At 62.0% G+C, this 25755-nt stretch carries 25 protein-coding genes and 1 other annotated feature; of the genes, 17 read left to right on the top strand and 8 right to left on the bottom strand.

From position 1 onward, the window contains the following. The first annotated feature begins 299 nt into the window (after window positions 1-299). From I6G83_RS14755 to I6G83_RS14740, 4 genes are all read left to right on the top strand, one after another. A complete protein-coding gene (locus I6G83_RS14755; RefSeq protein WP_054304858.1) occupies window positions 300-1667 on the top strand; it encodes a pyridoxal-phosphate dependent enzyme in 1368 nt (455 codons plus the stop codon). A 14-nt stretch (window positions 1668-1681) separates the two neighbouring features. Further along, complete coding sequence (locus I6G83_RS14750; RefSeq protein ID WP_054304859.1) at window positions 1682-2827, top strand: trans-sulfuration enzyme family protein; 1146 nt, start codon at window positions 1682-1684, stop codon at window positions 2825-2827. Between the two features lie 153 nt (window positions 2828-2980). After that, complete coding sequence (locus I6G83_RS14745; protein WP_054304860.1) at window positions 2981-3637, top strand: HAD family hydrolase; 657 nt, start codon at window positions 2981-2983, stop codon at window positions 3635-3637. Between the two features lie 79 nt (window positions 3638-3716). Further along, entirely contained in the window at window positions 3717-4337 is a 621-nt protein-coding gene (locus tag I6G83_RS14740) for a glutathione S-transferase family protein (protein WP_054304861.1), read from the top strand. On the opposite strand, the gene I6G83_RS14735 is transcribed toward I6G83_RS14740, so the two are convergent. After that, the gene (locus I6G83_RS14735) at window positions 4329-5444 is read right to left on the bottom strand and encodes a PQQ-dependent sugar dehydrogenase (protein ID WP_171020718.1); all 1116 of its coding nucleotides are present in this window, start codon (window positions 5442-5444) and stop codon (window positions 4329-4331) included. The two genes, I6G83_RS14740 and I6G83_RS14735, sit on opposite strands and share 9 nt — an antisense overlap. A 120-nt stretch (window positions 5445-5564) precedes the next feature. Here I6G83_RS14735 and I6G83_RS14730 point away from each other — a divergent pair, with 120 nt between their 5' ends. From I6G83_RS14730 to I6G83_RS14715, 4 genes are all read left to right on the top strand, one after another. After that, the gene (locus I6G83_RS14730) at window positions 5565-5984 is read left to right on the top strand and encodes a GNAT family N-acetyltransferase (RefSeq protein WP_054304862.1); all 420 of its coding nucleotides are present in this window, start codon (window positions 5565-5567) and stop codon (window positions 5982-5984) included. A gap of 10 nt (window positions 5985-5994) precedes the next feature. Further along, on the top strand, window positions 5995-6981 hold the full coding sequence (locus tag I6G83_RS14725) for a magnesium and cobalt transport protein CorA (RefSeq protein WP_041411754.1): 987 nt from the start codon (window positions 5995-5997) through the stop codon (window positions 6979-6981). A 335-nt stretch (window positions 6982-7316) separates the two neighbouring features. Beyond that, complete coding sequence (locus I6G83_RS14720) at window positions 7317-8657, top strand: MFS transporter (RefSeq protein ID WP_054304863.1); 1341 nt, start codon at window positions 7317-7319, stop codon at window positions 8655-8657. 80 nt (window positions 8658-8737) lie between these two features. After that, window positions 8738-9673: an amidohydrolase family protein gene (locus I6G83_RS14715; RefSeq protein WP_054304864.1), complete on the top strand. Its 936-nt coding sequence runs from the start codon at window positions 8738-8740 to the stop codon at window positions 9671-9673. Between the two features lie 75 nt (window positions 9674-9748). Here I6G83_RS14715 and I6G83_RS14710 read toward each other — a convergent pair whose 3' ends face one another. From I6G83_RS14710 to I6G83_RS14695, 4 genes are read right to left on the bottom strand one after another with little or no spacing between them, the layout of a single operon-like run. Further along, window positions 9749-11101: an MFS transporter gene (locus I6G83_RS14710; protein ID WP_054304865.1), complete on the bottom strand. Its 1353-nt coding sequence runs from the start codon at window positions 11099-11101 to the stop codon at window positions 9749-9751. A 38-nt stretch (window positions 11102-11139) separates the two neighbouring features. Further along, complete coding sequence (locus tag I6G83_RS14705) at window positions 11140-12072, bottom strand: SMP-30/gluconolactonase/LRE family protein (RefSeq protein ID WP_054304866.1); 933 nt, start codon at window positions 12070-12072, stop codon at window positions 11140-11142. Continuing rightward, window positions 12069-13007, bottom strand: coding sequence for an NAD(P)-dependent oxidoreductase (locus tag I6G83_RS14700; protein WP_054304867.1), 939 nt, complete (start codon window positions 13005-13007; stop codon window positions 12069-12071). The genes I6G83_RS14705 and I6G83_RS14700 overlap by 4 nt, the downstream gene beginning before the upstream one ends. Further along, window positions 13004-13699, bottom strand: coding sequence for an RraA family protein (locus tag I6G83_RS14695; RefSeq protein ID WP_054304868.1), 696 nt, complete (start codon window positions 13697-13699; stop codon window positions 13004-13006). The genes I6G83_RS14700 and I6G83_RS14695 overlap by 4 nt, the downstream gene beginning before the upstream one ends. Before the next feature lie 180 nt (window positions 13700-13879). Between I6G83_RS14695 and I6G83_RS14690 the strand changes: the two genes are divergently transcribed. Together I6G83_RS14690 and rimO are read left to right on the top strand one after the other, a co-directional pair. Then, the gene (locus I6G83_RS14690; RefSeq protein ID WP_054304869.1) at window positions 13880-14593 is read left to right on the top strand and encodes an IclR family transcriptional regulator; all 714 of its coding nucleotides are present in this window, start codon (window positions 13880-13882) and stop codon (window positions 14591-14593) included. Between the two features lie 89 nt (window positions 14594-14682). Beyond that, a complete protein-coding gene (gene rimO, locus I6G83_RS14685) occupies window positions 14683-15990 on the top strand; it encodes a 30S ribosomal protein S12 methylthiotransferase RimO (RefSeq protein WP_099050043.1) in 1308 nt (435 codons plus the stop codon). Between the two features lie 42 nt (window positions 15991-16032). On the opposite strand, the gene I6G83_RS14680 is transcribed toward rimO, so the two are convergent. Both I6G83_RS14680 and speB read right to left on the bottom strand, forming a co-directional pair. Continuing rightward, the gene (locus tag I6G83_RS14680) at window positions 16033-17421 is read right to left on the bottom strand and encodes a sodium:solute symporter (protein ID WP_054304871.1); all 1389 of its coding nucleotides are present in this window, start codon (window positions 17419-17421) and stop codon (window positions 16033-16035) included. A 46-nt stretch (window positions 17422-17467) separates the two neighbouring features. After that, complete coding sequence (gene speB, locus I6G83_RS14675; RefSeq protein ID WP_054304872.1) at window positions 17468-18400, bottom strand: agmatinase; 933 nt, start codon at window positions 18398-18400, stop codon at window positions 17468-17470. A 238-nt stretch (window positions 18401-18638) separates the two neighbouring features. Between speB and I6G83_RS14670 the strand changes: the two genes are divergently transcribed. Next, window positions 18639-19538 carry a LysR family transcriptional regulator gene (locus I6G83_RS14670; RefSeq protein ID WP_054304873.1) on the top strand — a complete coding sequence of 300 codons (900 nt, stop codon included), beginning with the start codon at window positions 18639-18641 and terminating at the stop codon, window positions 19536-19538. On the opposite strand, the gene I6G83_RS14665 is transcribed toward I6G83_RS14670, so the two are convergent. Continuing rightward, window positions 19531-20355, bottom strand: a complete 825-nt coding sequence (locus tag I6G83_RS14665) for an SDR family oxidoreductase (protein ID WP_054304874.1) — start codon at window positions 20353-20355, stop codon at window positions 19531-19533. The genes I6G83_RS14670 and I6G83_RS14665 overlap by 8 nt on opposite strands. A gap of 229 nt (window positions 20356-20584) precedes the next feature. Here I6G83_RS14665 and hisL point away from each other — a divergent pair, with 229 nt between their 5' ends. The 6 genes from hisL (at window position 20585) to hisH (ending at window position 25754) form a co-directional block, all read left to right on the top strand. Beyond that, entirely contained in the window at window positions 20585-20632 is a 48-nt protein-coding gene (gene hisL, locus I6G83_RS14660) for a his operon leader peptide (RefSeq protein WP_101495319.1), read from the top strand. Continuing rightward, window positions 20608-20734: a sequence feature (His leader region), on the top strand. (Overlaps the previous gene by 25 nt.) Before the next feature lie 69 nt (window positions 20735-20803). Further along, the gene (hisG, locus tag I6G83_RS14655) at window positions 20804-21703 is read left to right on the top strand and encodes an ATP phosphoribosyltransferase (RefSeq protein ID WP_015671676.1); all 900 of its coding nucleotides are present in this window, start codon (window positions 20804-20806) and stop codon (window positions 21701-21703) included. A 4-nt stretch (window positions 21704-21707) separates the two neighbouring features. Next, on the top strand, window positions 21708-23015 hold the full coding sequence (gene hisD / locus I6G83_RS14650) for a histidinol dehydrogenase (protein ID WP_054304875.1): 1308 nt from the start codon (window positions 21708-21710) through the stop codon (window positions 23013-23015). After that, window positions 23012-24100, top strand: a complete 1089-nt coding sequence (gene hisC, locus I6G83_RS14645) for a histidinol-phosphate transaminase (protein WP_054304876.1) — start codon at window positions 23012-23014, stop codon at window positions 24098-24100. The genes hisD and hisC overlap by 4 nt, the downstream gene beginning before the upstream one ends. Then, window positions 24097-25164, top strand: coding sequence for a bifunctional histidinol-phosphatase/imidazoleglycerol-phosphate dehydratase HisB (gene hisB, locus I6G83_RS14640; RefSeq protein WP_054304877.1), 1068 nt, complete (start codon window positions 24097-24099; stop codon window positions 25162-25164). The genes hisC and hisB overlap by 4 nt, the downstream gene beginning before the upstream one ends. Then, window positions 25164-25754, top strand: a complete 591-nt coding sequence (gene hisH / locus I6G83_RS14635) for an imidazole glycerol phosphate synthase subunit HisH (protein WP_054304878.1) — start codon at window positions 25164-25166, stop codon at window positions 25752-25754. The genes hisB and hisH overlap by 1 nt, the downstream gene beginning before the upstream one ends. Window position 25755 lies beyond the last annotated feature (1 nt).

The raw sequence follows: 25755 nt of genomic DNA, 5'->3' as shown, positions 1-25755 counted from the left end.
TGTAAAGAGTTTATTAGATTCATCTTATTTTTGCAGGGATTCGCATGAAATTTCAGCATTTTTACATAACTGTACGCTTTCGCGGGTAAATTGTCGAAAATGCCCGCCTGACGCGTTTTTTTAACCCACCGACGGCTGCACGTCCACACGCCTACACCGCTTTACGCCTGCACGTCCAAAAACGAATTAATATATTCTGAAATGGCATATATAGCAGTTATTTGTTCTTTTAATTAAGCAAACTCTCAGAGCTATCATCCAGATAATGGCGAACAACCGCATTATTCTGGAGGAATATCATGGCCATCGCACAATCGGCGCTCGCGACCATCGGCAACACGCCAATGCTGGAGCTGACCCACTTTGATACCGGCCCCTGCCGGCTGTTTATCAAACTGGAGAACCAAAACCCCGGCGGCTCCATCAAAGATCGCGTCGCGCTGTCGATGATCGAGCAGGCCGAACGCGACGGAAAGCTGCAGCCCGGCGGCACCATCATTGAAGCCACCGCCGGCAATACCGGACTGGGGCTGGCGCTGGTCGCCGCGCTGAAGGGTTACCGCCTGACGCTGGTGGTGCCGGATAAAATGAGCCGCGAAAAAATCTTCCACCTGCGCGCGCTGGGGGCTAACGTGGTGCTGACCCGTTCCGACGTCGGCAAAGGGCACCCGGCCTATTATCAGGATTACGCCCAGCGACTGGCGGACGACACGCCGGGCGCCTTCTATATTGACCAGTTCAACAACCCGGCCAACCCGGCGGCGCATACCGCCACCACCGCGCCGGAGCTGTGGCGGCAGATGGATCACGACGTCGACGCCATTGTGGTCGGCGTCGGCTCCAGCGGCACCCTGAGCGGGCTGAGCCGTTACTTTGCCGAGGTGTCTCCCGCGACCCGCTTCGTGCTGGCGGACCCGGCCGGCTCCATTCTGGCGGACTACCTCGACGACGGGAAGATAACCGCCGCCGGCAGTTGGTTGGTGGAGGGCATTGGCGAAGACTTTGTGCCGCCACTCAGCGACTTTCGTCAGGTGGCGGCCGCCTACCGTATCGACGACCGGGAAGCCTTCACCACCGCGCGCCAGCTGCTGCAGAGCGAGGGCATCCTGGCCGGCTCGTCCACCGGCACCTTACTGGCCGCCGCGCTGCGCTACTGCCGGGCGCAGACCGAGCCGCAGCGGGTGGTGACATTCGTCTGCGACAGCGGCAATAAGTACCTGTCCAAAATGTTTAACGACCGCTGGATGCAGGAGCAAGGGCTGCTGGCGACCACCCGGTTCGGCGATCTGCGCGATTTGATCGCCTACCGTCACGATGAAAACGCCGCGGTAACCGCCGCGCCGGACGATACGCTGGCGGTGGTGCACGCCCGCATGCGTTTGTACGACATCTCACAGCTGCCGGTGCTGGACAACGACCGGCTGGTCGGCCTGATCGACGAATGGGATCTGCTGCATACCCTGCAGGCCGACGCCGGCAACTTTCGCCTGCCGGCCGAACAGGCTATGACCCGCCGGGTGCAGACGCTGCAAAAAGACGCCGACCCGCAGGCGCTGCTGGCGACCTTCGACCACGGCCACGTGGCGGTCATTCTCGACGGCGAGCACTTCCTCGGCCTGATTACCCGCACCGACGTTCTGAACGCCTGGCGCCAAAAACTCCGCTAATCAAGGACTCTGTTATGACCAAGTTTGCCACCCAAACCGTACATGCCGGCTATACGCCGGACGCCACCGGCGCCGTGATGCCGGCCATTTACGCCACCTCGACCTATGCCCAGCCGGCGCCGGGCGAGCATACCGGCTATGAATATTCACGCAGCGGCAACCCGACCCGCAGCGCGCTGGAAAACGCCATTGCCGAACTGGAAAACGGCAGCCGCGGCTACGCCTTCGCCTCCGGGCTGGCCGCCTGCTCCACGGTGCTGGAGCTGCTGGATCAGGGCAGCCATTTGGTGGCGGTCGACGACCTGTACGGCGGCACCTACCGCCTGCTGGAAAAAGTGCGCAGCCGCACGGCCGGGCTGCGCGTCACCTATGTCGCGCCGGGCGATACGGCGGCGCTGGAGCAGGCGATCGAAGCCGACACCAAAATGATCTGGGTGGAAACCCCGACCAATCCACTGCTGAAGCTGGCCGATCTGGCGGCCATCGCCGCCATCGCCAAGCGGCACAACCTGATCAGCGTGGCGGACAACACCTTCGCCTCGCCGTATCTGCAGCGCCCGCTGGAACTGGGGTTCGACGTGGTGGTGCACTCCGCCACCAAATACCTGAACGGCCACTCCGACGTGGTGGCCGGCCTGGCGGTGGTCGGCGATAATCCGCCGCTGGCGGAGCAGCTTGGCTTTCTGCAGAACGCGGTGGGCGGCATTCTCGACCCGTTCAGCAGCTTCCTCACCCTGCGCGGCATCCGCACCCTGGCGCTGCGGATGGATCGCCACAGCGCCAGCGCGCTGCGCATCGCCCAGTGGCTGGAACAGCAGCCGCAGGTGGAAAACGTCTACTACCCGGGATTAACCAGCCACCCGCAGCACGCGCTGGCCGGCCGGCAGATGCAGCAGTTCGGCGGCATGATTTCGCTGCGGCTGCGCGGCGATGACGACTACGCGCGCCGGGTCATCGGCAGGCTGGCCCTGTTTACGCTGGCGGAGAGCCTGGGCGGGGTGGAAAGCCTGATCGGCCAGCCCGCCAGCATGACGCACGCCTCCATTCCGCTGGAACAGCGGCTGAAAACCGGCATCACGCCGCAGCTGCTGCGCCTGTCGGTCGGCATTGAAGACGCCGACGATCTGATTGCCGATCTGCAGCAGGCGCTGGCGGAATAAACCTGCCCCCTTTCCCTCTCTCCCCGGCCGCCCGGCCGGGGATACCGGCCGTCATACCAGCGTCATCAATATTCCTTAAGCTCGGCGCAATTTTATCACCCGCGGCGAATCCGCTATCCTGAAGCGCAACCGTACCCGACCGGAGAAAATACCATGGACTTAGCCCTGTTCGACCTGGATGAAACCCTGATTAATGAAGACAGCGCCAGCCTGTGGATCCGCTGGCTGGTTTCCCAGGGGTTTGCGCCGGCGGAGCTGGCGACCGAGGAGCAGCAGCTGATGCAGCACTATTATCAGGGCCGACTGTCGATGGAGCAGTATATGCAGGCCACGCTGTCGCCGCTGGCCGGGCGCAGCGTCCAGACCGTCGCCGGCTGGGTGGCGCGCTATATCCGCCGCGATATTCTGCCGCGCGTCTACCCCGCGGCGCAGCAGCGCCTGCAGTGGCATCGCAGCCGCGGCGACCATATTCTGGTCATCTCCGCCACCGGCGAGCATTTGGTGGCGCCGATCGCCGAGCAGCTCGGCGCCGACGGCGCGCTGGCGATCGGCGTTGAGGTGGACGACGGCCGCTTTACCGGCCGCACCTATGGCACCATGACCTATCAGCAGGGTAAGGTCACCCGGCTGGAGGCGTGGCTGGCGCAGCATCCCGAGCGACGTTTCGGCCAGCTGTACGCCTACAGCGACTCGCTGAACGACCGGCCGATGCTGGAGTATGCCGACCATGCGGCGGTGATAAATCCTGACGCCGAACTTCAGGCGCTGGCGCAGCAAAACGGCTGGGAGGTGTGCAGCTGGACGCGCTAACGCAAACTCCGGGTGACAAACGGCGGATTGTGGCGTAGGAATAAAGCACTCAATGACACCGTCTATCTGGAGGCATGCCATGCTGACTATCTGGGGCAGAGAGAATTCCAACAACGTGCGCAAAGTGCGCTGGTGCGCCGCCGAGCTGGGGCTGAGCTACCAGCACATCAACGCCGGCGGCGCCTACGGCAAGGTGGATGAACAGCAGTACCGCGCGCTTAACCCGAACGGCCTGGTGCCGCTGCTGCAGGACGATGACTTTGTGCTGTGGGAGTCCAACACCATCGTGCGCTATCTGGCGGCCAAATACGGCGACGCGCCGTTTTACCCGCAGGATCTGCAGCAGCGCGCGGCGGCGGAAAAATGGATGGACTGGAATACCGCCAGCGTGACCGAACCGTTCCGCACCGTGTTCTGGGGACTGGTGCGCACCCTGCCAGAGCAGCGCGATATGCTGAAGATTGAAGCGGCGATCGCCTCGCTGGAAAAGTGCTTTGATATCGTCGAGCAGGAGCTGGGGCGGCAGCCTTATCTCTCCGGCGAGGCGTTCGGCATCGGCGATATTCCGCTCGGCAGCTTTATTTACGCCTGGTTCGAAATGCCGATCGAGCGGCAACAGCGCCCCAATATGGAACGCTGGTATCAGCAGCTCTGCGCCCGCCCGGCCTACCGCAGCGGCGTAATGACGCCGTTAACCTGATTGCCCTTCGCCCACGCGCAGCAGTTTGCCGTTGCTTTCATCGGTTAGCAGATACAGATAACCGTCCGGCCCGCTGCGCACCTCACGGATCCGCTCGCCACGATCCTCCAGCAGCCGCTCTTCCGCCACGATTTTATTGTCCACCAGCGTCAGCCGAATCAGCGCCTTCTGCGCCAGCGCGCCGATAAACAGCGAATGCTGCCAGCCGCTAAAGCGCGGGTTATCGTAAAACGCCATGCCGCTGATGCCCGGCGATACCTGCCAGTAGTGCGTCGGCGCCTGCGTCCCCGCGGCAAACTGCCCTTTGGCCTCCGGAATCGGCTGCCCGGAGTAGTTGATGCCGTAGGTAGCGATCGGCCAGCCGTAGTTTTTCCCCGGCTGCAGAATGTTGATCTCATCGCCGCCGCGCGGGCCATGCTCATGCTCCCACAGCTCGCCGCTCCACGGATTGAGCGCCAGCCCCTGCGGGTTACGGATGCCGTACGCCCAAATCTCCGCCCGTTTGCCCGACTGGCCGGCAAACGGATTGCCCGGCGCCGGCTTGCCCTCGGCGGTCAGGCGCACCACCTTGCCCTGCAGCTTGTCGAGGTCCTGCGCCGTCGGCCGCTGGTTGTTTTCCCCCAGGGCGACAAACAGCAGTCCCTGACGGTCAAACACCATCTTGCCGCCAAAGTGGTTGCCCACCGACAGCTTCGGCTGCTGGCGGAAGATAACGCGGAAATCCTCCAGCCGGCGTTTGTCCTCGCTCAGCCGGCCGTAGCCCACCGCGGTGCCGGCTTTTCCGCCGTCGCCGGCTTCGGCAAAGCTGAGGTACACCCGGCGACTGCTGGCGAAGTCCGGCGCCAATACCACGTCCAACAGCCCGCCCTGCCCCTGCGCATAGACCTGCGGCACGCCATCGATCGGCGCCGACAGACCTTGGTCCTGCTGCCACAGGCGTAAACGGCCGGGCCGCTCGGTAATTAACATGCCCTGCTGAGCGGGTAAAAACGCCAGCGACCAGGGATATTCCAGCCGCTCCTGCAGCTGGGTGACCTCGGGCGCAGCCTGTAGGCCGCCGCTCAGCAGCAGGCCGGTGAGTAATGTCGTTCGGGTCAGTCGAAGCATGTATCCTCCTTATTTATCAGCGCCTTTTCAGTGTAGCCCAGCCTCTCCGCGCTGCCGCCGGCCGGCCGTTTATCTTTGGCTTTATCTGTGGTTAAGTTAAGAAAAGCACAAGGAGCAAGTATGAATATCACCGTAACCGAAACCATGAATGATGAGACGTTGGACGCCGTGCGCCAGGGGCTGATGGCGCACAACCGGCCGTTTATCGACACCAGCCTGCGTCAGCCGCTCAGCGTCTACGCCAAAGATGACGACGGCCAGGTGGTCGCCGGCCTGACCGCCGTCACCTGGGGCAACTGGCTGAGTATCGACTGGCTGTGGGTAGCGGAAAGCCAGCGCGGCAGCGGCCTGGGGCGTCAGGTGATGCTGGCGGCGGAGCAGCAGGCGATGGCGCGCGGCTGTCGCTATGCCCGCGTGGACACCTTCAGTTTCCAGGCGCGGCCGTTTTATCAGAAGCTGGGCTATCAGGTGCAGATGACGCTGGAAAACTATCCGCTGGAGCACCAGTGTTATTTCCTGACCAAAACGCTGAAGAATTAACGGGTGGCAAATGGACAGCAAAACCATGGTGGTCAACAGCGTCGCCTATAAGGCGGGCAAGCGTTTGAACGACGTCACGATTGACGACATCAGCGAGGTGGTCAAACAGCCGGACACCTTTGTCTGGCTGGGGCTATGGCAGCCTGAAGACGCCTTTATGCGTAAAATTCAGCAGGAGTTCGGCCTGCACGATTTGGCGATTGAAGATGCGCTCTGCGCCCATCAGCGGCCGAAGATCGAAACCTACGGCGATTCGCTGTTTATCGTGGTGAAAACAGCGCAGATGGCCGGCGCAGAAGACGAGGTGGAGTACGGCGAAACGCACTTTTTCGTCGGCAAAAACTTTCTGATCACCGTACGTCACGGCGCGTCGGTCAGCTACGCGCCGATCCGCGCCAAGGCGGAGGAAAACCCCAAACAGCTGTGCCACGGCCCCGGCTTTGCGCTGTACGCCGTGCTGGATTTTATCGTCGACAATTACCGGCTGATCGTCGCGCGCTTTGAAACGCTGATCGAACGGCTGGAGGCCAGCATGTTCAACGCTGAATTCGATCAGACCGCGATTGAAAATGTCTACGGCCTGCGGCGCCACCTGCTGGCGCTGCGCAACGCCGCCCAGCCGATGGATGAAATCTGCAGCCAGCTGATCCGGCTGCATGAAGAGGTGATTCCGAAGGAGCTGCGCGCCTATGTGCGCGACGTGCAGGACCATGCGCGTCAGGTGGTCAGCACCATCGACGATATGCGCGAAATGCTGACCAACGCCATGCACGTCAATCTGGCGCTGGTGACGGTGAAACAAAACGAAGTGGTGAAAAAGCTGGCCGGCTGGGGGGCGATTCTGGCCATCCCGACGGTGATTTTCAGCCTGTACGGCATGAACTTCGCCGATATGCCGGAGCTGAAATTCCCCTGGGCCTACCACGCGACGCTGGCGGTCACCGTCGGCGGCTGCGCGCTGATGTACCAAAAGCTCAAGCGCGCCGGCTGGCTGTAGCCGGCCCCGGGCCAACGCCCCGACAAGCCTCTCCCCCGTCGGGGCGCCGCCGCAAGTGCCGGCAAGATCGCGCCGGCGACTTCCGCCTGCCCCCTTCCCGCTGACCTGACCCGAATCATGGCCGAATTCGATGTAAGAAATTTCTGCCGCATCACAGAAAAAACCAGATATTGAAACGTTTTTGTGACAAGTCGCTCAAGATGATTACATTTCCGAGCAATCCAAGGCGTTCGTCGTGATAATAATTTTACTGTGTACATTTAAGTTTTACACAGTAAAACAAAAGATTTGTCTTCGTTCGCGGGCTAGCGCCTGACAATTTTGTGAGGAATAGAATGTCTGAGAATATGCACAACGCGGATGCGATACCCGATCTCGAGCAACAGACCGTTAAGCGCGTGATCTGGCGGATCCTGCCGTTTCTGATCGTCTGCTATCTCATCGCCATTATCGATCGCGGTAATATTGGCATGGCCTCCCTGCAGATGAACGAAGAGCTTGGGCTGTCGAAGGCCGTATTCGGCCTGGCGAGCAGCCTGTTCTTCGTCGGCTATTTTATTTTTGAAGTGCCCAGCAACCTGGCGATGCAAAAGATCGGCGCGAAAATATGGATCTCGCGCATTATGGTGAGCTGGGGCATCATTTCCGTGTGCACCGCTTTCGTCTCCAGCGCGGAAATGCTCTATGTGCTGCGCTTCCTGCTGGGGGCGGCCGAGGCGGGCTTTTTCCCCGGCGTAATCCTGTATCTCACCTACTGGATCCCGGGTAAATATCGCGCCCGCGTGATTGCAACCTTTATGGTGGCGATTCCGGCGGCCAACTTTATCGGCTCGCCGATTTCCGGCGCCATTCTGTCGCTGGATGGCTGGCTGGGGCTGCGCGGATGGCACTGGCTATTTATTCTGGAAGGCTTCCCGGCGATCTTCCTCGGCATCGCCGCCTTTTTCTTCCTCAGCAACCGCCCGGAAAACGCCGACTGGCTGACCAAAGCGCAGCGGGAGTGGCTGCAGGCCAAACTGGCGGAAGAAAATGCCCAGCGTAAAGTCATCGGCCATATCTCGCTCTGGCAGCTGCTGCGCCATAAACACATCTGGCTGATGGCGCTGATCTATGCCGGCGCTTCCGCCGCCGGCTCCACGCTCAGCGTCTGGTCGCCGCAGCTGCTGAAGTCTTACGGCCTGGATAACTTCAGCACCGGGCTGGTCAACGCCATTCCTTACGGCCTGGCTTCCGTGCTGATGATCGTCTGGGGCAGAAGCTCCGATCGCAGCGGCGAACGCCGTTGGCATACCGCGCTGACGCTGTTCCTGATCGCCGGCGGCTTACTGTCCGCCTTCCTGCTGAACTCCCTGACGGGCAGCGTGATCGTACTGTCGATGGTGCTGATCGGCGCCTACTCCATGAAAGGCCCGTTCTGGGCGCTGGCGTCCGGCTGGCTCTCTTCCGGCACTGCCGCGGCCGGTCTGGCGGCGATCGGCGCCATGGCCAACCTGATCGGCGGCGGGTTAATGGTGAACGTTTACGGCATCATCAACGATCAGACCGGCAGCCATACCCTGGCCATGCTGCCTCTGGCGCTGCTCTGTGGCGTAGGGGGCGTGGCCGTACTGATAATGGGGCGCAAACAGACGCTGCAGGTCAAGCTGGATAACCCGGTCAGCCCCGTCAATAAATAAGCCAGCCAATCTTCCCCACAAAGCATGCCCAACGGCATGCTTTATTTTTTTATCCGCCGGTAACGACAGGAGTAACATCCATGCCCTTTTCACGCCGCGATTTTCTACAGGCCGGCTGCGCGCTCGGCGCCTATCATGCGTTCTCTGCCTTTGCGCAGACGCCGTTCAGCACCGGCGACGAACAGCCCACGCTCACCATCCCGCCGGGCAGCGTGGACTGCCATATGCACCTCTACGATGACCGTTACCCGGCCGTCGCCGGCGCCCGCCTGCGGCCGCCCAATGCGTCGCTCGCGGATTATCAGCGCCTGCAAACCCGGTTGGGCATGCAACGGATGGTGATCGTTACGCCATCCACTTACGGCACCGACAACCGGCTGCTGCTTGCCGGCCTGCAGCAAAGCGCCGGCAACGCCCGCAGCGTGGCGGTGATCGATACCACGATCGACGACGCAAGGCTTGAACAGATGGACCGGGCCGGCGTGCGCGGCATTCGTTTTAACTTAAGGACCGGAGGTACGCCGCTCGCCGCGCTGGAAACGCTGGCGGCGCGCATTGCGCCGCTCGGCTGGCATATTCAGCTGGTGGCGACCGGCGAGGCGTTTATCGCGTTGGAGCAGCGTCTTGCCGCGCTGCCCGTGCCTCTGGTGATCGACCATATGGGGCATATTCCACAGCCGGCAGGGGTTAATTCAGCGGCATTCCACACGCTTCTGCGCCTGATCGCGCGCGGCAATAGCTGGATAAAGCTGTCGGGGCCTTACATCACATCCCGGGTCGGCCCGCCCTCTTATCACGACGTCGGCCTGGTGGCCGCCGCGCTGGTGCAGGCCAATCCACAGCGCGTATTGTGGGGCAGCGACTGGCCGCATCCGACGGTGAAGCAACACAAGCCCGACGACGCCGCCATCCTCAACCTATTAGCCCGCTGGGCGCCGTCCTCTGCCGAGCAGGAGCGCATTCTGCGGATCAACCCCGGGCAGCTCTACGGCTTTGACGACGGCGAGCAGAGCTGACGCTCAACAACAAGGCCTGGTGAACGCTCCACCAGGCCATTAGCTGCCGCTCGGCAAACGGAATAGATATCAAGCTTACTTTTGCTGCCGATAGGGATCCTTGATCAGCGAGACGCCAACGGCGCCGATAAATAAAAACAGCGCGACCACTAACAGCGGCCACATAAACCCATCGGTCGACTGGCGTATATAACCCATTAACGAAGGCCCGACAAACCCGCCGAGATTGCCGATGGAGACGATCATCGCCAGCCCGCCGGCGGCGGCATTGCCGGTGAGAAAACCCGACGGCAGCGCCCAGAAAGAGGCCTGAAATGACAGAATGCCGCTGACCGTAACGCAAAGCGCCATAATCTTATACAGCGGATCGTCCAGCACGGCGCTGGCAACCAACGCCGCGGCGGCGATCAGCAGCGCAGCGGCAATCCAGCCTATGCGGTGCGACCTATTCGCCCTGCGCGCCCAAAACAGCATGCAAAAAGCGCCGCACACATAAGGTATTGCGGTAAGGTATCCCGTCGCGCCGTGGCTGACGCCCAGCTGTTTGATGATCTGCGGCATCCATAGCCCGACGCCAATAGAGCCGACAATGCCGCAGAAGTTGATCATCGCCAGCAGGTAAAGCAGCGGATTGCGCACGGCATCGCGCAGGCTGGAACCATGGGCCGCAGAGATCTGCCGGCGTTCCGCGTCGAGACGCCGGTTGAGCAGGCTCTTTTCCCTGGCGTTCAGCCACGCCGCCTTTTCTGGCTTATCCTGCAGGTAAAACAGGCACATGATGCCCAGAATCACCGCGGGCAGCCCCTCAATCAGCAGCAGCCATTGCCAGTTGCGGATATGCTCATGGCCGGTGAGCTGCATCAGCGCGCCGGAGACCGGGGCGCCGATAATATTGGCGACGGGGATCCCCACCAGAAATGAGGCGGTAATCCTGGCGCGCCAGTTACCCGGAAACCAATAGGTAAAAAACAGGTAAATGCCGGGGGTAAACCCGGCCTCGGCCACTCCCAGACAAAAACGCGCCAGCGTAAAACTGACGGGGCCGGTCACGAAGGCGGTCAGCATGGAGATCACCCCCCAGGAAATCATGATGCGGGCTATCCATATGCGCGCGCCGACCTTTTGCATAATCAGATTGCTGGGAACTTCAAATAAAAAATAACCGATAAAGAACATGCCGGCGCCAAACCCGAACTGTTCCGCGGTGATCCCCAGATCCGCATTCATGCCCAGCGCGGCAAAGCTGACGTTGGTGCGATCCAGATAGCTGACCACGTAGCAAAGAAAGATAAAGGGCAAAATGCGCCAGAACGCTTTCCTGGCGACGGTTTCACTCTGCGCAAAATCACGGTTACTCATAGCCTCATGCGGCTCAGGGACGGCGTCCGGCGTTGCCGCCGGAGCCGAAGGTAGCGAGTGCAAAGTCATGACGATCTCCGTTGCGTTTGGTTAACGCAGGCTCGTGTTCAGAGAAAAGCGGTCGACAGCGACGGCAGTTGGCGGCCCGGGGTGCGCATCGGACAGGTCAAAATGGCGCCGCTGACGGACTCGGTGACAAACAGCTGCCTGAAGCCTTCTCCGCCAAAACACAAATTGGTGGTTGAACGCCCGGCCGGGCTGAGCAAAATTTCTATCGGTTCAGCAAGCTCATTAAGCAGCCAGACGCGGCCCAGCCCCGGGTTGGCGATCAGCAGCTCGCCGTGCTGATTGACCGTCAATCCGTCCGGCCCGCTGGGGCCGAAAGAGGTGAAAAACTGCCCGACTTTACTCACCGAACCATCAGGCTGCAGCGGCACCCGCCAGACGCAGTTGCCGCGCGTCATCGCCACGTACAGCACCTTTTCGTCCGGCGAGAGCACCAGCCCGTTTGGACTGGGGCAGTTATCCAGCAGCAGATCCAGACGACCGTCCTGGCCCAGCCGGTACACCCGGCCGGTGGGATCGTGCAGGCCGGTTTGACCCTGATCGGTAAAATAGAGGTTGCCCTGAGAGTCCGGCGTCAGGTCGTTCACACCGCGGAAGCTTTCGCTGTTGCGCCTCGACAGCCAGGGGGCGATACGCCTTTCCTGCAGCGACAGCTTCATCAGCCCGTGCCGATAATCGGTAATAATCAGCGTGTCGGGATCGGTCAGCTTCATGCCGTTGGGTTCCCCGTCGTACTGCACCAGCAGCTCCCAGTCGCCCGACATATCAACCCGGAAAATCCGGCCGTAAGGGATATCGCTCACCAACAGGTAGCCGTCAGGGTGCCAGACCGGCCCCTCAAGGAAGGAGTCCGTCAGCTGCCCGCCGCGATTGGCGGCGGCCCAGGCATTGTGCGCGTCAGGGCGGCGGAAATGGTCGGGCAAACGGGAAAATAGCGCCATCTGCCGCGTCTCCGGCGAAGTCAGCCACGTCATGATACGACGTCCTGTTTCTCCACCACTTTCAGCACATTTTCCGCGGCGGTCACCCCCATTTTGATATAGGAATGATCGCTGACGCCGCCGATATGCGGGGAAATAATCACGTTGTCGATGTGCTGCCAGGGGTGCGGCGCGCTCAGCGGCTCCACGGTAAAACTGTCCAGCCCGGCCCAGCGGAGGGTGCCGTTATCCAGCGCCCGCAGCAGCGCGTCATCATCAATCAGGCCGCCGCGGGCGGTGTTCACCAGAATCGCCCCCTTTTTAAAACAGGACAGGGCCTCGTCGTTAATCATTCTGGCGTTCTGCTCGGTCAGCGGACAGTGCAGAGAAACCACGTCAGAACGCGCATACAGCTGCTGCACATCATCAACGGGCTGACAGCCGGCAGGAAAAGCGCCGGCATAGGGATCGTAAGCCAGTACGCGCATGCCAAACGCCTGGCCGACATCGGCAACGCGACGGCCGATGGCGCCCAGCCCCACCAGGCCCAGCGTACGGCCTTCCAGCTCCAGCGATTTGTGCCGGGCTTTATCCCAGTGCCCCTGACGCAGGCGACTATCCAGCGGCAGCACCGATTTGGCGCAGGCGAGAATCATCGCCCAGGTGTGCTCGGCCACCGCGGCGGCATTGGCGCCCGGCGCGGACTTCACCTCAATCTGCCGCGCGGCGGCGGCCGCTTGATCGATAATGTCGATCCCGCTGCCGTGCTTGGAAATCACTTTCAGCCCCGGCGCGGCATCCATAATGCGCGCGTTGATGCGGCCATAGCGCACAATGATGCCAACCGGATTATGACGCTGACACAGCGCCACCAGATCCTCTTCCGACGGCTTCCCACCGGCAAATACCACCTGATAATCGTCCAGCAGCGCCATCGCCTCGGCGGCCAGATCGGCGCCGGTCACTAAAATCACCGCGTTATTGCTCATTGCAGCGCCTCCCCGTCCGTCAGCATGCCAGCAGAACGCAGCGCGCCGTCAAGCCAGGCCGGGCGTAAATCCCCGCCGTGAATCGCCGCGATACGGCGGGTTTCCGTCGCCAGCTTTTTCGCCGCCAGCGCCAGGATCAACGTAACCTCGGCGCGCGGAATAACCACCACGCCGTCGGCATCGCCGACCACCAAATCGCCGGGCGCAACGGCGGCGCCCGCCACGGAAACCGGGTAATTGACGCGTCCCGGAATGGACTTGGTCGGTCCGCAAGGGTTCAGCCCGGATGAAAACACCGGGTAGCCTTTGGCGATCAGGGCATCGGCGTCGCGTACCGCGCCATCAATGATGATGCCGGCAATGCCGGCGGCCTCTGCCTGGGTTGACATGATCTCCCCCAGCAGCGCGCAGCTGAGATCGCCCTTGCCGTCTACTACGATCACATCGCCGGGCTGGGCGACCGCCAGTGCGGCATGGATCGCCAGGTTATCGCCGGGCCGCACTTCCACCGTAATCGCCGGGCCGGCGACTTTCATGCCTGCCGCCAGCGGTTTGACCCGGCCATGCAGCGTCCCCCGGCGTCCTGCGACATCGGCAAGAATTGCCGCCTGAAATTCTGCCGCCTGTCTGACATAATCGGCGCAGACACGGTCAAAATGACGGTTAATCATCGGTTGTTCAGAAGCAGACATAGGACCTCTCATTGCGTGATTTGTTTTACACAGTAAAACTACGTTGTACAGAACAAAACAACTATATCGATGAAACGCTGAATCACGCCAGTGTTACGGGGCTGTTTATGATGTAAACACGATGTTACTCACAGTTTTCAGGTACACTCAGTGCCGACAGAAACTCAGGAGAAGAAAGAAATGGGAAATGAAGGCGTTCATGCGGTGGAGAAAGCGCTGGCCTTACTGGATTGCTTCAAACCAGGGGAAGAGAACCTGTCACTCACCGAGTTATCGCAACTTTCCGGCTACCATAAAACCACGGTGTACCGGCTGATGAACTCTTTGGAGCGCATGGGCTATATCGTGCGACGGGAAAGCGGCATCTATACGCTTGGCCCCAGACTGCTGTATCTGGGCAAACTTTATGAGCAGTCGTTCCATCTGGCCAGCATTGTCCAGCCGGAGCTGCAGGCGCTGGCGTCCGCCACCAATGAAAGCGCCAGCTGGTATGTACTGGACGAAGGCAAGCGCCTTTGCCTGTTCCGCGCCGAAGCTTCTGACGGATTGCGCCATTCCCGCCTGCCCGGCTCCATCTTTCCCCTTGATGACTCCGCCATCAGCCAGGTGCTGCGCTACTGGGGAATGAATGAGCCGCTGTTTGACGCCCCGCCGACGGTGCCGCTCTATACCTCCGGCGCCAGGGACCCGCACATTTCCGCCTTTGCGGTTCCGGTGTTCGCCGAGGGAGAAAAGCTGGCTGCGGCATTAGCCCTGACCGGGCCATCCTCCAGGCTGACGCTGGATAAAAAAGAGAGCGGTCTTGGCGAACTGATGCGCGATACGGCAGCCAGATTGTCCGCCAGGCTCGGCGCCCGCAAGCCGTTCTGCGACCCGATCTACGGCCGCGGTTAGCGACGCCGGCAGCCGTCAGCGGAGATGGCTGTCCCGCTGCGGCCATTGTATAATCCCCCTATTCCGAGCAATGGTATAGTGTGGAAGACATGGCTAAAATTGGATTTTTATCATTAGGTTGCCCTAAAAACCTGGTGGATTCGGAACGGATCCTCACTGAACTGCGTAACGAAGGCTATCAGGTGGTGCCGCGTTACGATGACGCCGAGCTGGTGATCGTCAATACCTGCGGCTTTATCGACAGCGCGGTGCAAGAGTCACTGGAGGCGATCGGCGAAGCGCTGCATGAGAACGGCAAGGTGATCGTCACCGGCTGCCTCGGCGCCAAAGAAGACCAAATCCGCGAAGTGCACCCCAAGGTGCTGGAAATTACCGGGCCGCACAGCTACGAGCAGGTTTTGTCGCACGTTCATCACTATGTGCCGAAGCCGCCGCATAACCCGTTCACCAGCCTGATACCGGCGCAGGGCGTCAAACTGACGCCGAAACACTACGCCTACCTGAAAATCTCCGAAGGCTGCAACCACCGCTGCACCTTCTGCATCATTCCGTCGATGCGCGGCGACCTCGACAGCCGCCCTATCGGCTCGGTGCTGGATGAAGCCAAACGTCTGGTAGACGCCGGCGTCAAAGAGCTGCTGGTGATCTCCCAGGACACCTCCGCCTACGGCGCAGACGTGAAACAGCGCACCGGCTTCTGGAACGGCCAGCCGGTGAAAACCAGCATGGTCAGCCTGTGCGAACAGCTGGCCGGCCTCGGCGTCTGGGTGCGTCTGCACTATGTCTACCCGTACCCGCACGTGGATGAGGTGATCCCGCTGATGGCCGCCGGCAAGATTTTGCCGTATCTGGATATTCCCCTGCAGCACGCCAGTCCGAAGATCCTCAAACTGATGAAGCGCCCGGGCGCGGTCGAACGCACGCTGGAGCGCATCAAACGCTGGCGAGAGATCTGCCCGGAACTGACGCTGCGCTCGACCTTTATCGTCGGCTTCCCGGGGGAAACCGAGGAGGATTTCCAGCTGCTGCTCGACTTCCTGCAGCTGGCCCAGTTGGACCGCGTCGGCTGCTTTAAATACAGCCCGGTGGAAGGCGCCGCGGCCAACGAACTGGCGGACCCGGTGCCGGAAGAGGTCAAAGAGGCGCGCTACCACCGCTTTATGCAGCTGCAGCAGCAGATCTCGGCACAGCGCCTGCAGGAAAAAGTGGGCCGTGAACTGCTGGTGCTGATCGACGACGTCGACGCGGAAGGCGCGACCGGCCGCAGTATGGCCGACGCGCCGGAGATCGACGGCGCGGTGTACCTGAACGGCGACACCGGCGTCAACGTGGGGGATATCGTGAAAGTGAGAATCGACCACGCCGATGAATATGACCTGTGGGGCAGCCGCGTCTGAGTGTGACCATACGGCGCGACGAACCCCGCGCCGTATCGCCGTTTACTTGGACCAGAGCGCCTGCGGCGCTGCCGTCTGCGGCCGCGTCGCCAGGCTGCCGATCACAAACGCCAGCGCGCCGGCGATCAGACCGCCGTAAATCGGGCTGTTCGCCTGGATCCCCTGATAACACATAAAGCCGATCGCCGTCAGGCTGCCCGCCAGCATGCTGGCTATCGCGCCGGTGCTGGTGGCCCGCGGCCAGAACACCGCGCCCACCAGCGGCACCAGCATACCGCCCACCAGCAGGTTATAGGCCAGCGTCAGCGCCGCCAGCACGTCGTGTACCAGTAGCGCCAGCCCCAGCATCAGTACGCCCATCAGCAGCGTGATCCAGCGTCCGCTGCGCAAGCCGGATGCCGGCCGCCGCCGAATCACCGGCAAAACGTCCTCCAGCGTAATGGTGGCGGACGCCAACAGGCAGGCGCTGGCGGTGGACATCAGCGCCGCCAGCGCGGCGGCGGCCACCAGCCCGCTGACTCCGGCCGGCAGCACCGCCTGCGTGATGGCGGCAAACGCGCCGTCGGCGTTCGTCAGCGACGGCAGCACGATTTTTCCCGCCATGCCGATCAGCGCGCCGCACACGCCGTACAGCACGCAGTAAATCCCCGCCCCCAGGCCGGCGTAACGCGCCACCGTCGGGCTGCGGGCGGTAAACACCCGCTGCCAGATATCCTGCCCGATTAAGATGCCGAAGAAATAGATCATAAAGAACAGAATGATGGTATCGCCGCCGATCGACGACAGCTGGTAATAGCTGTCCGGCAGGCGCTGGCTGAATGCCTGCCAGCCGCCGGCTTTGCCGATGCTCATCGGCAGCAGCACCAGCATCATGCCGACGGTCATAATGATAAACTGGATAATATCGGTCAGCGTCAGCGACCACATGCCGCCCAGCGTGGAATACAGCACCACCACGCCGCCGCCCAGCAGAATCGCCGTCACCAGCGATAGGCCGAACATCACCTGCATCACGCTGCCGATGGCGATCGCCGAGGTGACCGCCACCATCAGATCGTAGGCCAGCATAATCACCGCGCTGGTCACCCGCGCCGCCGGGTGATAACGCCGAGCGAACACCTGACTGACGGTATACACTTTCAGCTGCAGCAACGGTTTGGCCAACAGAGTGCTCAGCACTACAATGCCCGCCCCCAGTGACGCGCAGAGCCAGACGCCGGAAATGCCGTAGCTGTACCCCAGCTTGACGCTGCCGATGGTGGACGCGCCGCCCAGCACTACCGCGGACAGAGTGCCGAGATACAGCCCCGGCCCCAGATTACGTCCAGCCACCAGATAATCCTCTTTGGTGGCGGCTTTGCGGATGCCCAGCCAGCCCACCGCGCCGATAACCAGAAAATAGATGGCGATGGTCAACAGATCGAGATTCATAGACCCCTCGTCTTATCAGAATGGATATGAGTTTCCGGTAGCCGACTCACTGCCCCGGCAGCACGCACAGCATCTCGTACAGCAAGTTCGCCGCCAGCAGCGCGGTATTGCCGGAACCGTCATACGGCGGAGAGACCTCCACCAGATCGCCGCCCACCAGCGATAGTCCGCGGCAGCCGCGCACAATTTCCAGCCCCTGCCACACCGACAGCCCGCCCACCTCCGGCGTACCGGTGCCCGGCGCAAACGCCGGATCCAGCCCGTCGATATCAAAGCTGAGATACACCGCGCCGTCGCCCATCTGCTCACGCACTTCCGCCATCAACGCCTCCAGCGAACGGTGCCAGCACTGCTGCGCCGGCACCACGCGGAACCCCTGTCGGCGCGACCAGTCGAAGTCGTCGGCCGCGTAGCCGCTGCCGCGCAGGCCAATCTGCACCACCCGGCGCGCGTCCAGCAGCCCCTCTTCGTGGGCGCGGCGAAACGTCGTGCCGTGCGCCAGCTGTTCGCCAAACATACTGTCATTGGTATCGGCATGCGCATCCACATGAATCAGCCCCACCGGCCCGTGCCGACGCGCCATCGCGCGCAGGATCGGCAGCGTCAGCGTATGGTCGCCGCCCAGCGTCAGCGGAACGCAGCCATGCTGCACGATGGCGTCATAGGCCTGTTCGATACGCCGCACGCTGTCCGCCAGGTTGTACGGATTGGTGGCCACATCGCCCAGATCGGCCACCTGCAGCCGCTCGAACGGCGCCGCGCCGGTGGCCATGTTATACGGGCGTATCATCACCGATTCCTGGCGGATCTGCCGCGGCCCGTAACGCGTGCCGCTGCGGTTCGAGGTGCCGATATCCAGCGGTACGCCGACAAACGCCGCATCCAGTCCCTGCGCGCTCTCGGCGGCCGGCAGGCGCATCATGGTCGGGGTGCCGGCAAAACGCGGCATCTCATTACCGCCCTGAGGTTGGTTGAACATAGTTTCTCCTCGCAATAGCGCTGTAATTGCAACATTTAAGTAACATTCACACGCTAACCGCCGCATCGATGGGTTACCATCCTCAGATGCCAATGTAAGCATTGATAAAACCGATGTTTTATAATGCGTTATTGCTTTTCATTTCCGTTGTGTGACATAAGAAGACGCAGGGGGCGGGGCTTTCAGCGCTGGTGAGGATGTTATTTGAGGGTTAAACCGGGGGGCGGGCGGAGGAGCAATGCTGACCAATCTTAGCGATATCGATCTCAAACTGTTGCGGGTATTTGTCGCAGTGGCGCAGGCGCAGGGGGTCAGCGCCGCCCAGGAGCCGCTGCAGATGAATCAGTCAACCATCAGCACCCACCTCTCCACGTTGGAAACCCGTCTGGGTTTTCGCCTGTGCCAGCGCGGCCGTTCGGGGTTTATGCTCACCCCCAAAGGAGAACGCATCCTGATCGCCTGCCGGACGCTGTTTAGCGCCGCGCGCGATTTTACCCGAGTCAGCCAGTCGCTGAACGGCCTGCTGACCGGCGATCTGCAGATCGGGCTGGTCGATAACCTGGCGTCGCTGCCCGGCAGCCCCTTCAGTCAGGCGCTCAAACAGTTCCTGCAGCGTCGGCAGGACGTACAGCTTCACTGCCGCATCTGCTCGCCGGGAGAAATTGAACAGGGATTATTGAACCGTCAGCTGGATCTGGGCATCGGCTATTTTGGCCAGCAGCTGGCGGCGTTGGCCTATCGCCCCTGGCTGGCGGAAACCCAGGCGGTTTACTGCAGCAGCGATCATCCGCTATTTACTCAGCCCAACCCCGGCCGGGAGCACATTGAGAATGCGCGCTGGATACAGCGCGGTTATCTGCTGGCGCAGCAGCTGTGTCCATTGGCGCCCACCGATCTCGGCGCCGTCGCCTTCCATATGGAGAGCGTGGTGCATCTGATCCTCAGCGGTGAATATATCGGTTATCTGCCCACGCACTACGCCGCGCGCTGGGTCGAACGGGGGGAGCTGCGGCAGCTTGGCGGCCCGCCGCTGAGCTATCAGGCGACGCTCAGCCTGGCGACCCGGCCGCAGCCGGCGGAGGATGCGTTGACGGCGCTGCTGGAAGACCTGCAGCGCCAAAGCGGCACGCTCAGCTGACCGGCATGCGCGCCGGATCCGGATGCTGATAGACAAACCCCAGCTCGCGGCAAATCCGGCTGCCGTCCACCAGTCGCGCCGGCTGTTCCGGCTCGGCCGCAAACTGCGGCGGCGTCAGCTGCAGCTGCGCCGCCAGCTGCGGGTAAAACTCGCGTTTCAGCGGGTGGTGCGGCGCGCACAGATTATAAACGTGTCCGCCTGTCGGCAGCGTCAGCAGCAGTTGAATCGCGGCGATCGCGTCATCCTGATGCAGCAGATTGACGCCCTGCCCGCCGCCTTTGACCGCCACCTTACCGGCCAGAAAACGCCCCGGATGACGCTCGGCGCCCACCAGCCCGGCCAGGCGTAAAATATCCACCGAGGTATTGGGCAGCTCATGCAGCCAGCGCTCCAGCTCCGCCAGCACCCGGCCCGAGGGGCTGACCGGATTGATCGGCGTATCCTCGTTCAGCATGCCGGCGGCCTCGCCGTACACCGAGGTCGAACTGGTGAAAATAATCCGCGATACGCCGTAGGCCATCGCGCTGTCCACCAGCATCCGCACCGCGTTGAAATAGTTTTCGCTGCCCTCGACGGTGCGACGCGCCGGCAGCGTAATCACCAGCGCATCCACCTGCAGCAAGGCGTCCAGATCGTCCGCTTCACACTCCAGTTCCGGCGTCAGCGTCAGCGGGTAGCACTCAACGCCGCTCATGCGCGCGGCCTCCACGCCGTCCGGGGTGGTTTTGCTGCCCACCACCTCAAACCCGCGGCTTATCAGGGACAGGGCCAGCGGCATACCCAGCCAGCCCAGGCCAACAATGGCGACTTTTTTCATCTCTTCCTCTCCTGAAGATTACGGCGCACTCCGGTTATCAAGGCTACGCCAGTCGCGACGGCGTGGCAATCGGCGCCCTGTCGAGTTAGGTAAACCGGCGTATAGCTAATAACTGAACCTGTTTCAATAAATTAAATTTATGACCGTAAAAAAGAGTTGCGCGATCCATAACCTATAGTTTAGGTTAATTAGCAATTCAGTCATTCATGACCCAGATACGAGATTACACATGACGCGCATTCAGTTCAGCCACCATCATCACCATCATCCTGACTAGTCTTTCAGGCGATGAGTGCTGGGAGACGGTTTTTAAATCTTCCAGCGGCGCGCAGATTGTAAGAGAGAGCCCTCGGAAGATTTCTTCCGAGGGTTTTTTTTTGCCCCCGGACAGACAGAGAAAATATTTTTACAACAAATTCATAAAATTACAGATTAAACAGAGGTTACCATGCTGGATAAAACACGCTTACGCATCGCCATGCAGAAGTCAGGTCGTCTGAGCGACGAGTCGCAGGAGCTGCTGGCGCGCTGCGGGATTAAAATCAACCTGCAGCAGCAACGTCTGATCGCCTTCGCAGAAAATATGCCGATTGATATCCTGCGGGTGCGCGATGACGATATCCCCGGCCTGGTGATGGACGGCGTGGTCGACCTGGGCATCATCGGCGAGAACGTGCTGGAAGAAGAGCTGCTGACCCGCCGCGCGCAGGGGGAAGACCCGCGTTACCTCACCCTGCGTCGCCTGGACTTCGGCGGTTGCCGCCTGTCGCTGGCCGCCCCGCTCGATACCGACTACACCGGCCCGCAAAGCCTGCAGAACGCCCGCATCGCCACCTCCTACCCTCACCTGCTGAAGCAGTATCTCGACAAACAGGGCGTCAGCTTTAAATCCTGCCTGCTGAACGGCTCGGTGGAAGTCGCGCCGCGCGCCGGCCTGGCGGACGCCATCTGCGATCTGGTGTCAACCGGCGCCACGCTGGAGGCCAACGGCCTGCGCGAAGTCGAAGTCATCTACCGCTCCAAAGCCTGCCTGATCCAGCGCGACGGCGAAATGCCGGCCGCCAAGCAGCAGCTGATCGACCGCCTGATGACCCGTATTCAGGGCGTGATTCAGGCGCGGGAATCCAAATACATCATGCTGCACGCGCCAAGCGAGCGTCTGGAAGAGATCGTCGCGCTGCTGCCGGGCGCCGAACGCCCGACCATTCTGCCGCTGGCCGGCGCGCAGAACCGCGTGGCGATGCACATGGTCAGCAGCGAGACCCTGTTCTGGGAAACCATGGAGAAGCTGAAGGCGCTCGGCGCCAGCTCGATTCTGGTACTGCCGATCGAAAAGATGATGGAGTAACGCCATGTCTGACTTCAATACCCCCGTCAACTGGGCCGACTGCAGCGCCGAACAGCGCGCCGCCCTGCTGATGCGCCCGGCGATTTCCGCCTCGGACAGCATCAGCGCCACGGTGCGCGGCATTCTCGACAATGTGAAAAACAACGGCGACCGCGCCCTGCGCGAGTACAGCGCCAAATTTGACAGCGTCGAGGTTGACGCCCTGCGGGTAACGCCGGCGCAGATTAACGCCGCCGTCGCCCGGCTCGGTGACGATATCAAGCAGGCGATGGCCGTCGCCGTCGGCAACGTGACCACTTTCCACAACGCGCAGCAGCTGCCGCCGGTCGACGTAGAAACCCAGCCGGGCGTGCGCTGCCAGCAGGTAACGCGGCCGATTGACTCGGTCGGCCTGTATATTCCCGGCGGCTCCGCGCCGCTATTCTCCACCGTGCTGATGCTGGCGACCCCGGCGCGCATCGCCGGCTGCCGCCGTGTGGTGCTGTGCTCGCCGCCGCCGATTGCCGATGAGATCCTGTATGCGGCGCAGCTGTGCGGCGTGCAGGAGGTGTTTCAGGTCGGCGGCGCACAGGCGATCGCCGCCATGGCGTTCGGCACCGAATCCGTCCCGCGGGTCGATAAAATCTTCGGGCCGGGCAACGCCTTCGTTACCGAAGCCAAACGTCAGGTCAGCCAGCGTCTCGACGGCGCGGCGATCGATATGCCGGCCGGCCCGTCGGAAGTGCTGGTGATCGCCGATGCCGGCGCCACGCCGGCGTTCGTCGCCTCCGATTTACTGTCGCAGGCGGAGCACGGCCCGGATTCTCAGGTGATTCTGCTGACCCCGGACGCCGCGATGGCACAGGCGGTGGCCGAGGCGGTGGAACAGCAGCTGGCGGCGCTGCCGCGAGCGGAAACCGCCCGCCAGGCGCTGGCCGCCAGCCGCCTGATCGTGGCGCGCGATCTGGCCGAATGCGTCAGTATCAGCAACCGTTACGGCCCGGAGCACCTGATTATTCAGACGCGCAACGCGCGCGATCTGGTTGACGACATCACCAGCGCCGGCTCGGTGTTCCTCGGCGACTGGTCGCCGGAGTCCGCCGGAGATTACGCCTCCGGCACCAACCACGTGCTGCCGACCTACGGCTATACCGCCACCTGCTCCAGCCTGGGGCTGGCGGATTTCCAAAAACGCATGACGGTGCAGGAACTGTCGCCGCAGGGCTTTATGGGGCTGGCGGCCACCATTGAGGTGCTAGCCGCCGCCGAACAGCTGATCGCCCACAAAAACGCCGTGACCCTGCGCGTCGCCGCGCTGAAGGAGCAAGCATGAGCATTGAAAATCTGGCGCGCCAGAACGTGCGCGACCTGACACCCTACCAGTCGGCGCGTCGCCTTGGCGGCAGCGGCGACGTCTGGCTCAACGCCAACGAATACCCGCTGGCGCCCAGCTTCCAGCCGGCGGCCGATAACCTGAACCGTTACCCGGAGTGCCAGCCGGCGCAGGTGATTGCCCGCTACGCCGAGTATGCCGGCGTCTCCCCGGAGCAGGTGCTGGTCAGCCGCGGCGCGGATGAGGGCATCGAGCTGCTGATTCGCGCCTTCTGCGAACCGGGCCAGGACGCCATTTTATACTGCCCGCCGACCTACGGCATGTACGGCGTCAGCGCCGAAACCTTCGGCGTTGAGCGGCGCACCGTACCGAGCAAAGCCGACTGGCAGCTCGACCTGCCGGCGATTGCCGCCAGCCTCGACAACGTCAAACTGATCTATGTCTGCAGCCCGAACAACCCGACCGGCAACCTGCTGGAGCCGGATTCGCTGCGCGCGCTGCTGGAGATGGCCAAAGGCAAAGCCATTGTGGCGGTGGACGAAGCCTATATCGAGTTTTGCCCGCAGGCCAGCGTGGCCGGCTGGCTGGCAGACTACCCGCACCTGGCGATCCTGCGCACCCTGTCCAAAGCCTTTGCGCTGGCCGGCCTGCGCTGCGGCTTTACGCTGGCGAACCCGGAGCTGATCGCCCTGCTGCTGAAGGTGATCGCCCCCTACCCGCTCTCCAGCCCGGTAGCGGATATCGCCGCCCAGGCGCTCAGTGCCGAAGGCCTGCGCCTGATGCGCCAGCGCGTCGGCGAGATTGCCGCCAACCGCCTGTGGCTGCAGCAGGCGCTGGAAACGTGCGCCTGCGTCGAACAGGTGTTCGCCAGCGACAGCAACTATTTGCTGGTGCGCTTCACCGCCGCCAGCAATGTGTTTAAAAGCTTGTGGGATCAGGGCATTATCTTACGAGACCAAAACAAACAGCCCGGGCTTTCCGGCTGCCTGCGCATCACCATAGGCACCCGTGATGAATGCCAGCGCGTGATTGACGCGCTCCGCCCGCTGCCCGGAACCACCACGACTCGCCAGGAGCCACTGTGAGCCAGAAATATCTGTTTATTGACCGCGACGGCACGCTGATCGCCGAACCCCCTGAAGATTTCCAGGTCGACCGCCTGGATAAACTGGCGCTGGAACCGGCGGTGATCCCTTCCCTGCTGGCGCTGCAGGCGGCCGGCTATACCCTGGTGATGATCACCAATCAGGACGGGCTCGGCACCGCCAGTTTCCCGCAGGACACCTTCGATCCGCCGCACAACCTGATGATGCAGATCCTCAGCTCGCAGGGGATCCGCTTTGAAGAGGTGCTGATCTGTCCGCACCTGCCGGCGGACAACTGCGCCTGCCGCAAGCCAAAAACCGCGCTGGTGACGCGCTACCTGCAGCCGGGCGCGATCGACGCCGAACGCAGCTATGTGATCGGCGACCGCCAGACCGACATCCAGCTGGCGGAAAATATGGGCATTCAGGGGCTGCTGTACCAGCGCGGCGCCTTGGACTGGCCGGCGATTACCCGCCAGCTGACCCAGCGCGATCGCCATGCGCACGTTAACCGCGTTACCAAGGAGACGCAGATCGAAGTAGACGTCTGGTTGGATCGCGAAGGCGACAGCAAGATCAAAACCGGCGTCGGCTTCTTCGATCATATGCTCGATCAGATCGCCACCCACGGCGGCTTCCGCATGAATATTCAGGTCAACGGCGATCTGTATATTGACGATCACCACACGGTGGAGGATACCGCGCTGGCGCTGGGCGAAGCGCTGCACAAGGCGCTGGGCGACAAGCGCGGCATCGCGCGCTTCGGCTTCATGCTGCCGATGGACGAGTGTCTGGCGCGCTGCGCCATGGATATCTCCGGCCGGCCGCACCTGGAGTATAAGGCCGAGTTCAACTATCAGCGCGTCGGCGATTTAAGCACCGAGATGATCGAGCACTTCTTCAGCTCACTCTCTTACACCATGGGCTGCACGCTGCACCTGAAAACCAAGGGCAAAAACGATCACCACCGGGCCGAGAGCCTGTTTAAAGCCTTTGGCCGCACCCTGCGCCAGGCGATTCGCGTGGACGGCAATACGCTGCCCAGCTCGAAAGGAGTGCTGTGATGAACGTGGTCATTCTGGATACCGGCTGCGCCAACCTCTCTTCGGTCAACTATGCGGTCAGGCGGCTGGGTTACCAGCCGGCGGTCAGCCGCGACCCGGAGATCGTGCTGCGCGCCGACAAGCTGTTTCTGCCGGGCGTCGGCACCGCCAAGGCGGCGATGGAACAGCTGGCGCAGCGCGAGCTGATTGAACTGGTCAAAGCCTGCACCCAGCCGGTGCTGGGCATTTGCCTGGGCATGCAGCTGCTGGCGGACAGCAGCGAAGAGAACGGCGGTATCACCACGCTGGGGGTGATCGACGCGCAGGTGAAGCAGATGGACGCCGGCGGCCTGCCGCTGCCGCATATGGGCTGGAACCAGGTTTCCGCCCTGGCCGGCAGCCACCTGTTCCGCGGCATCGATGACGGCGCCTATTTTTACTTCGTCCACAGCTATGCGATGCCGATATGCCCAAACACCATCGCCCAGGCGAACTACGGCGCGCCCTTCACCGCCGCCGTACAAAAAGACAACTTCTTCGGCGTGCAGTTTCACCCAGAACGTTCTGGTGCCGCCGGCGCGCAGTTAATGAAAAACTTTCTGGAGATGTAGG

The organism is Serratia rubidaea, from assembly GCF_016026735.1.
GTDB classification, from domain to species: domain Bacteria; phylum Pseudomonadota; class Gammaproteobacteria; order Enterobacterales; family Enterobacteriaceae; genus Serratia_B; species Serratia_B rubidaea.
This window is presented reverse-complemented; position numbering and strand designations above follow the sequence as displayed.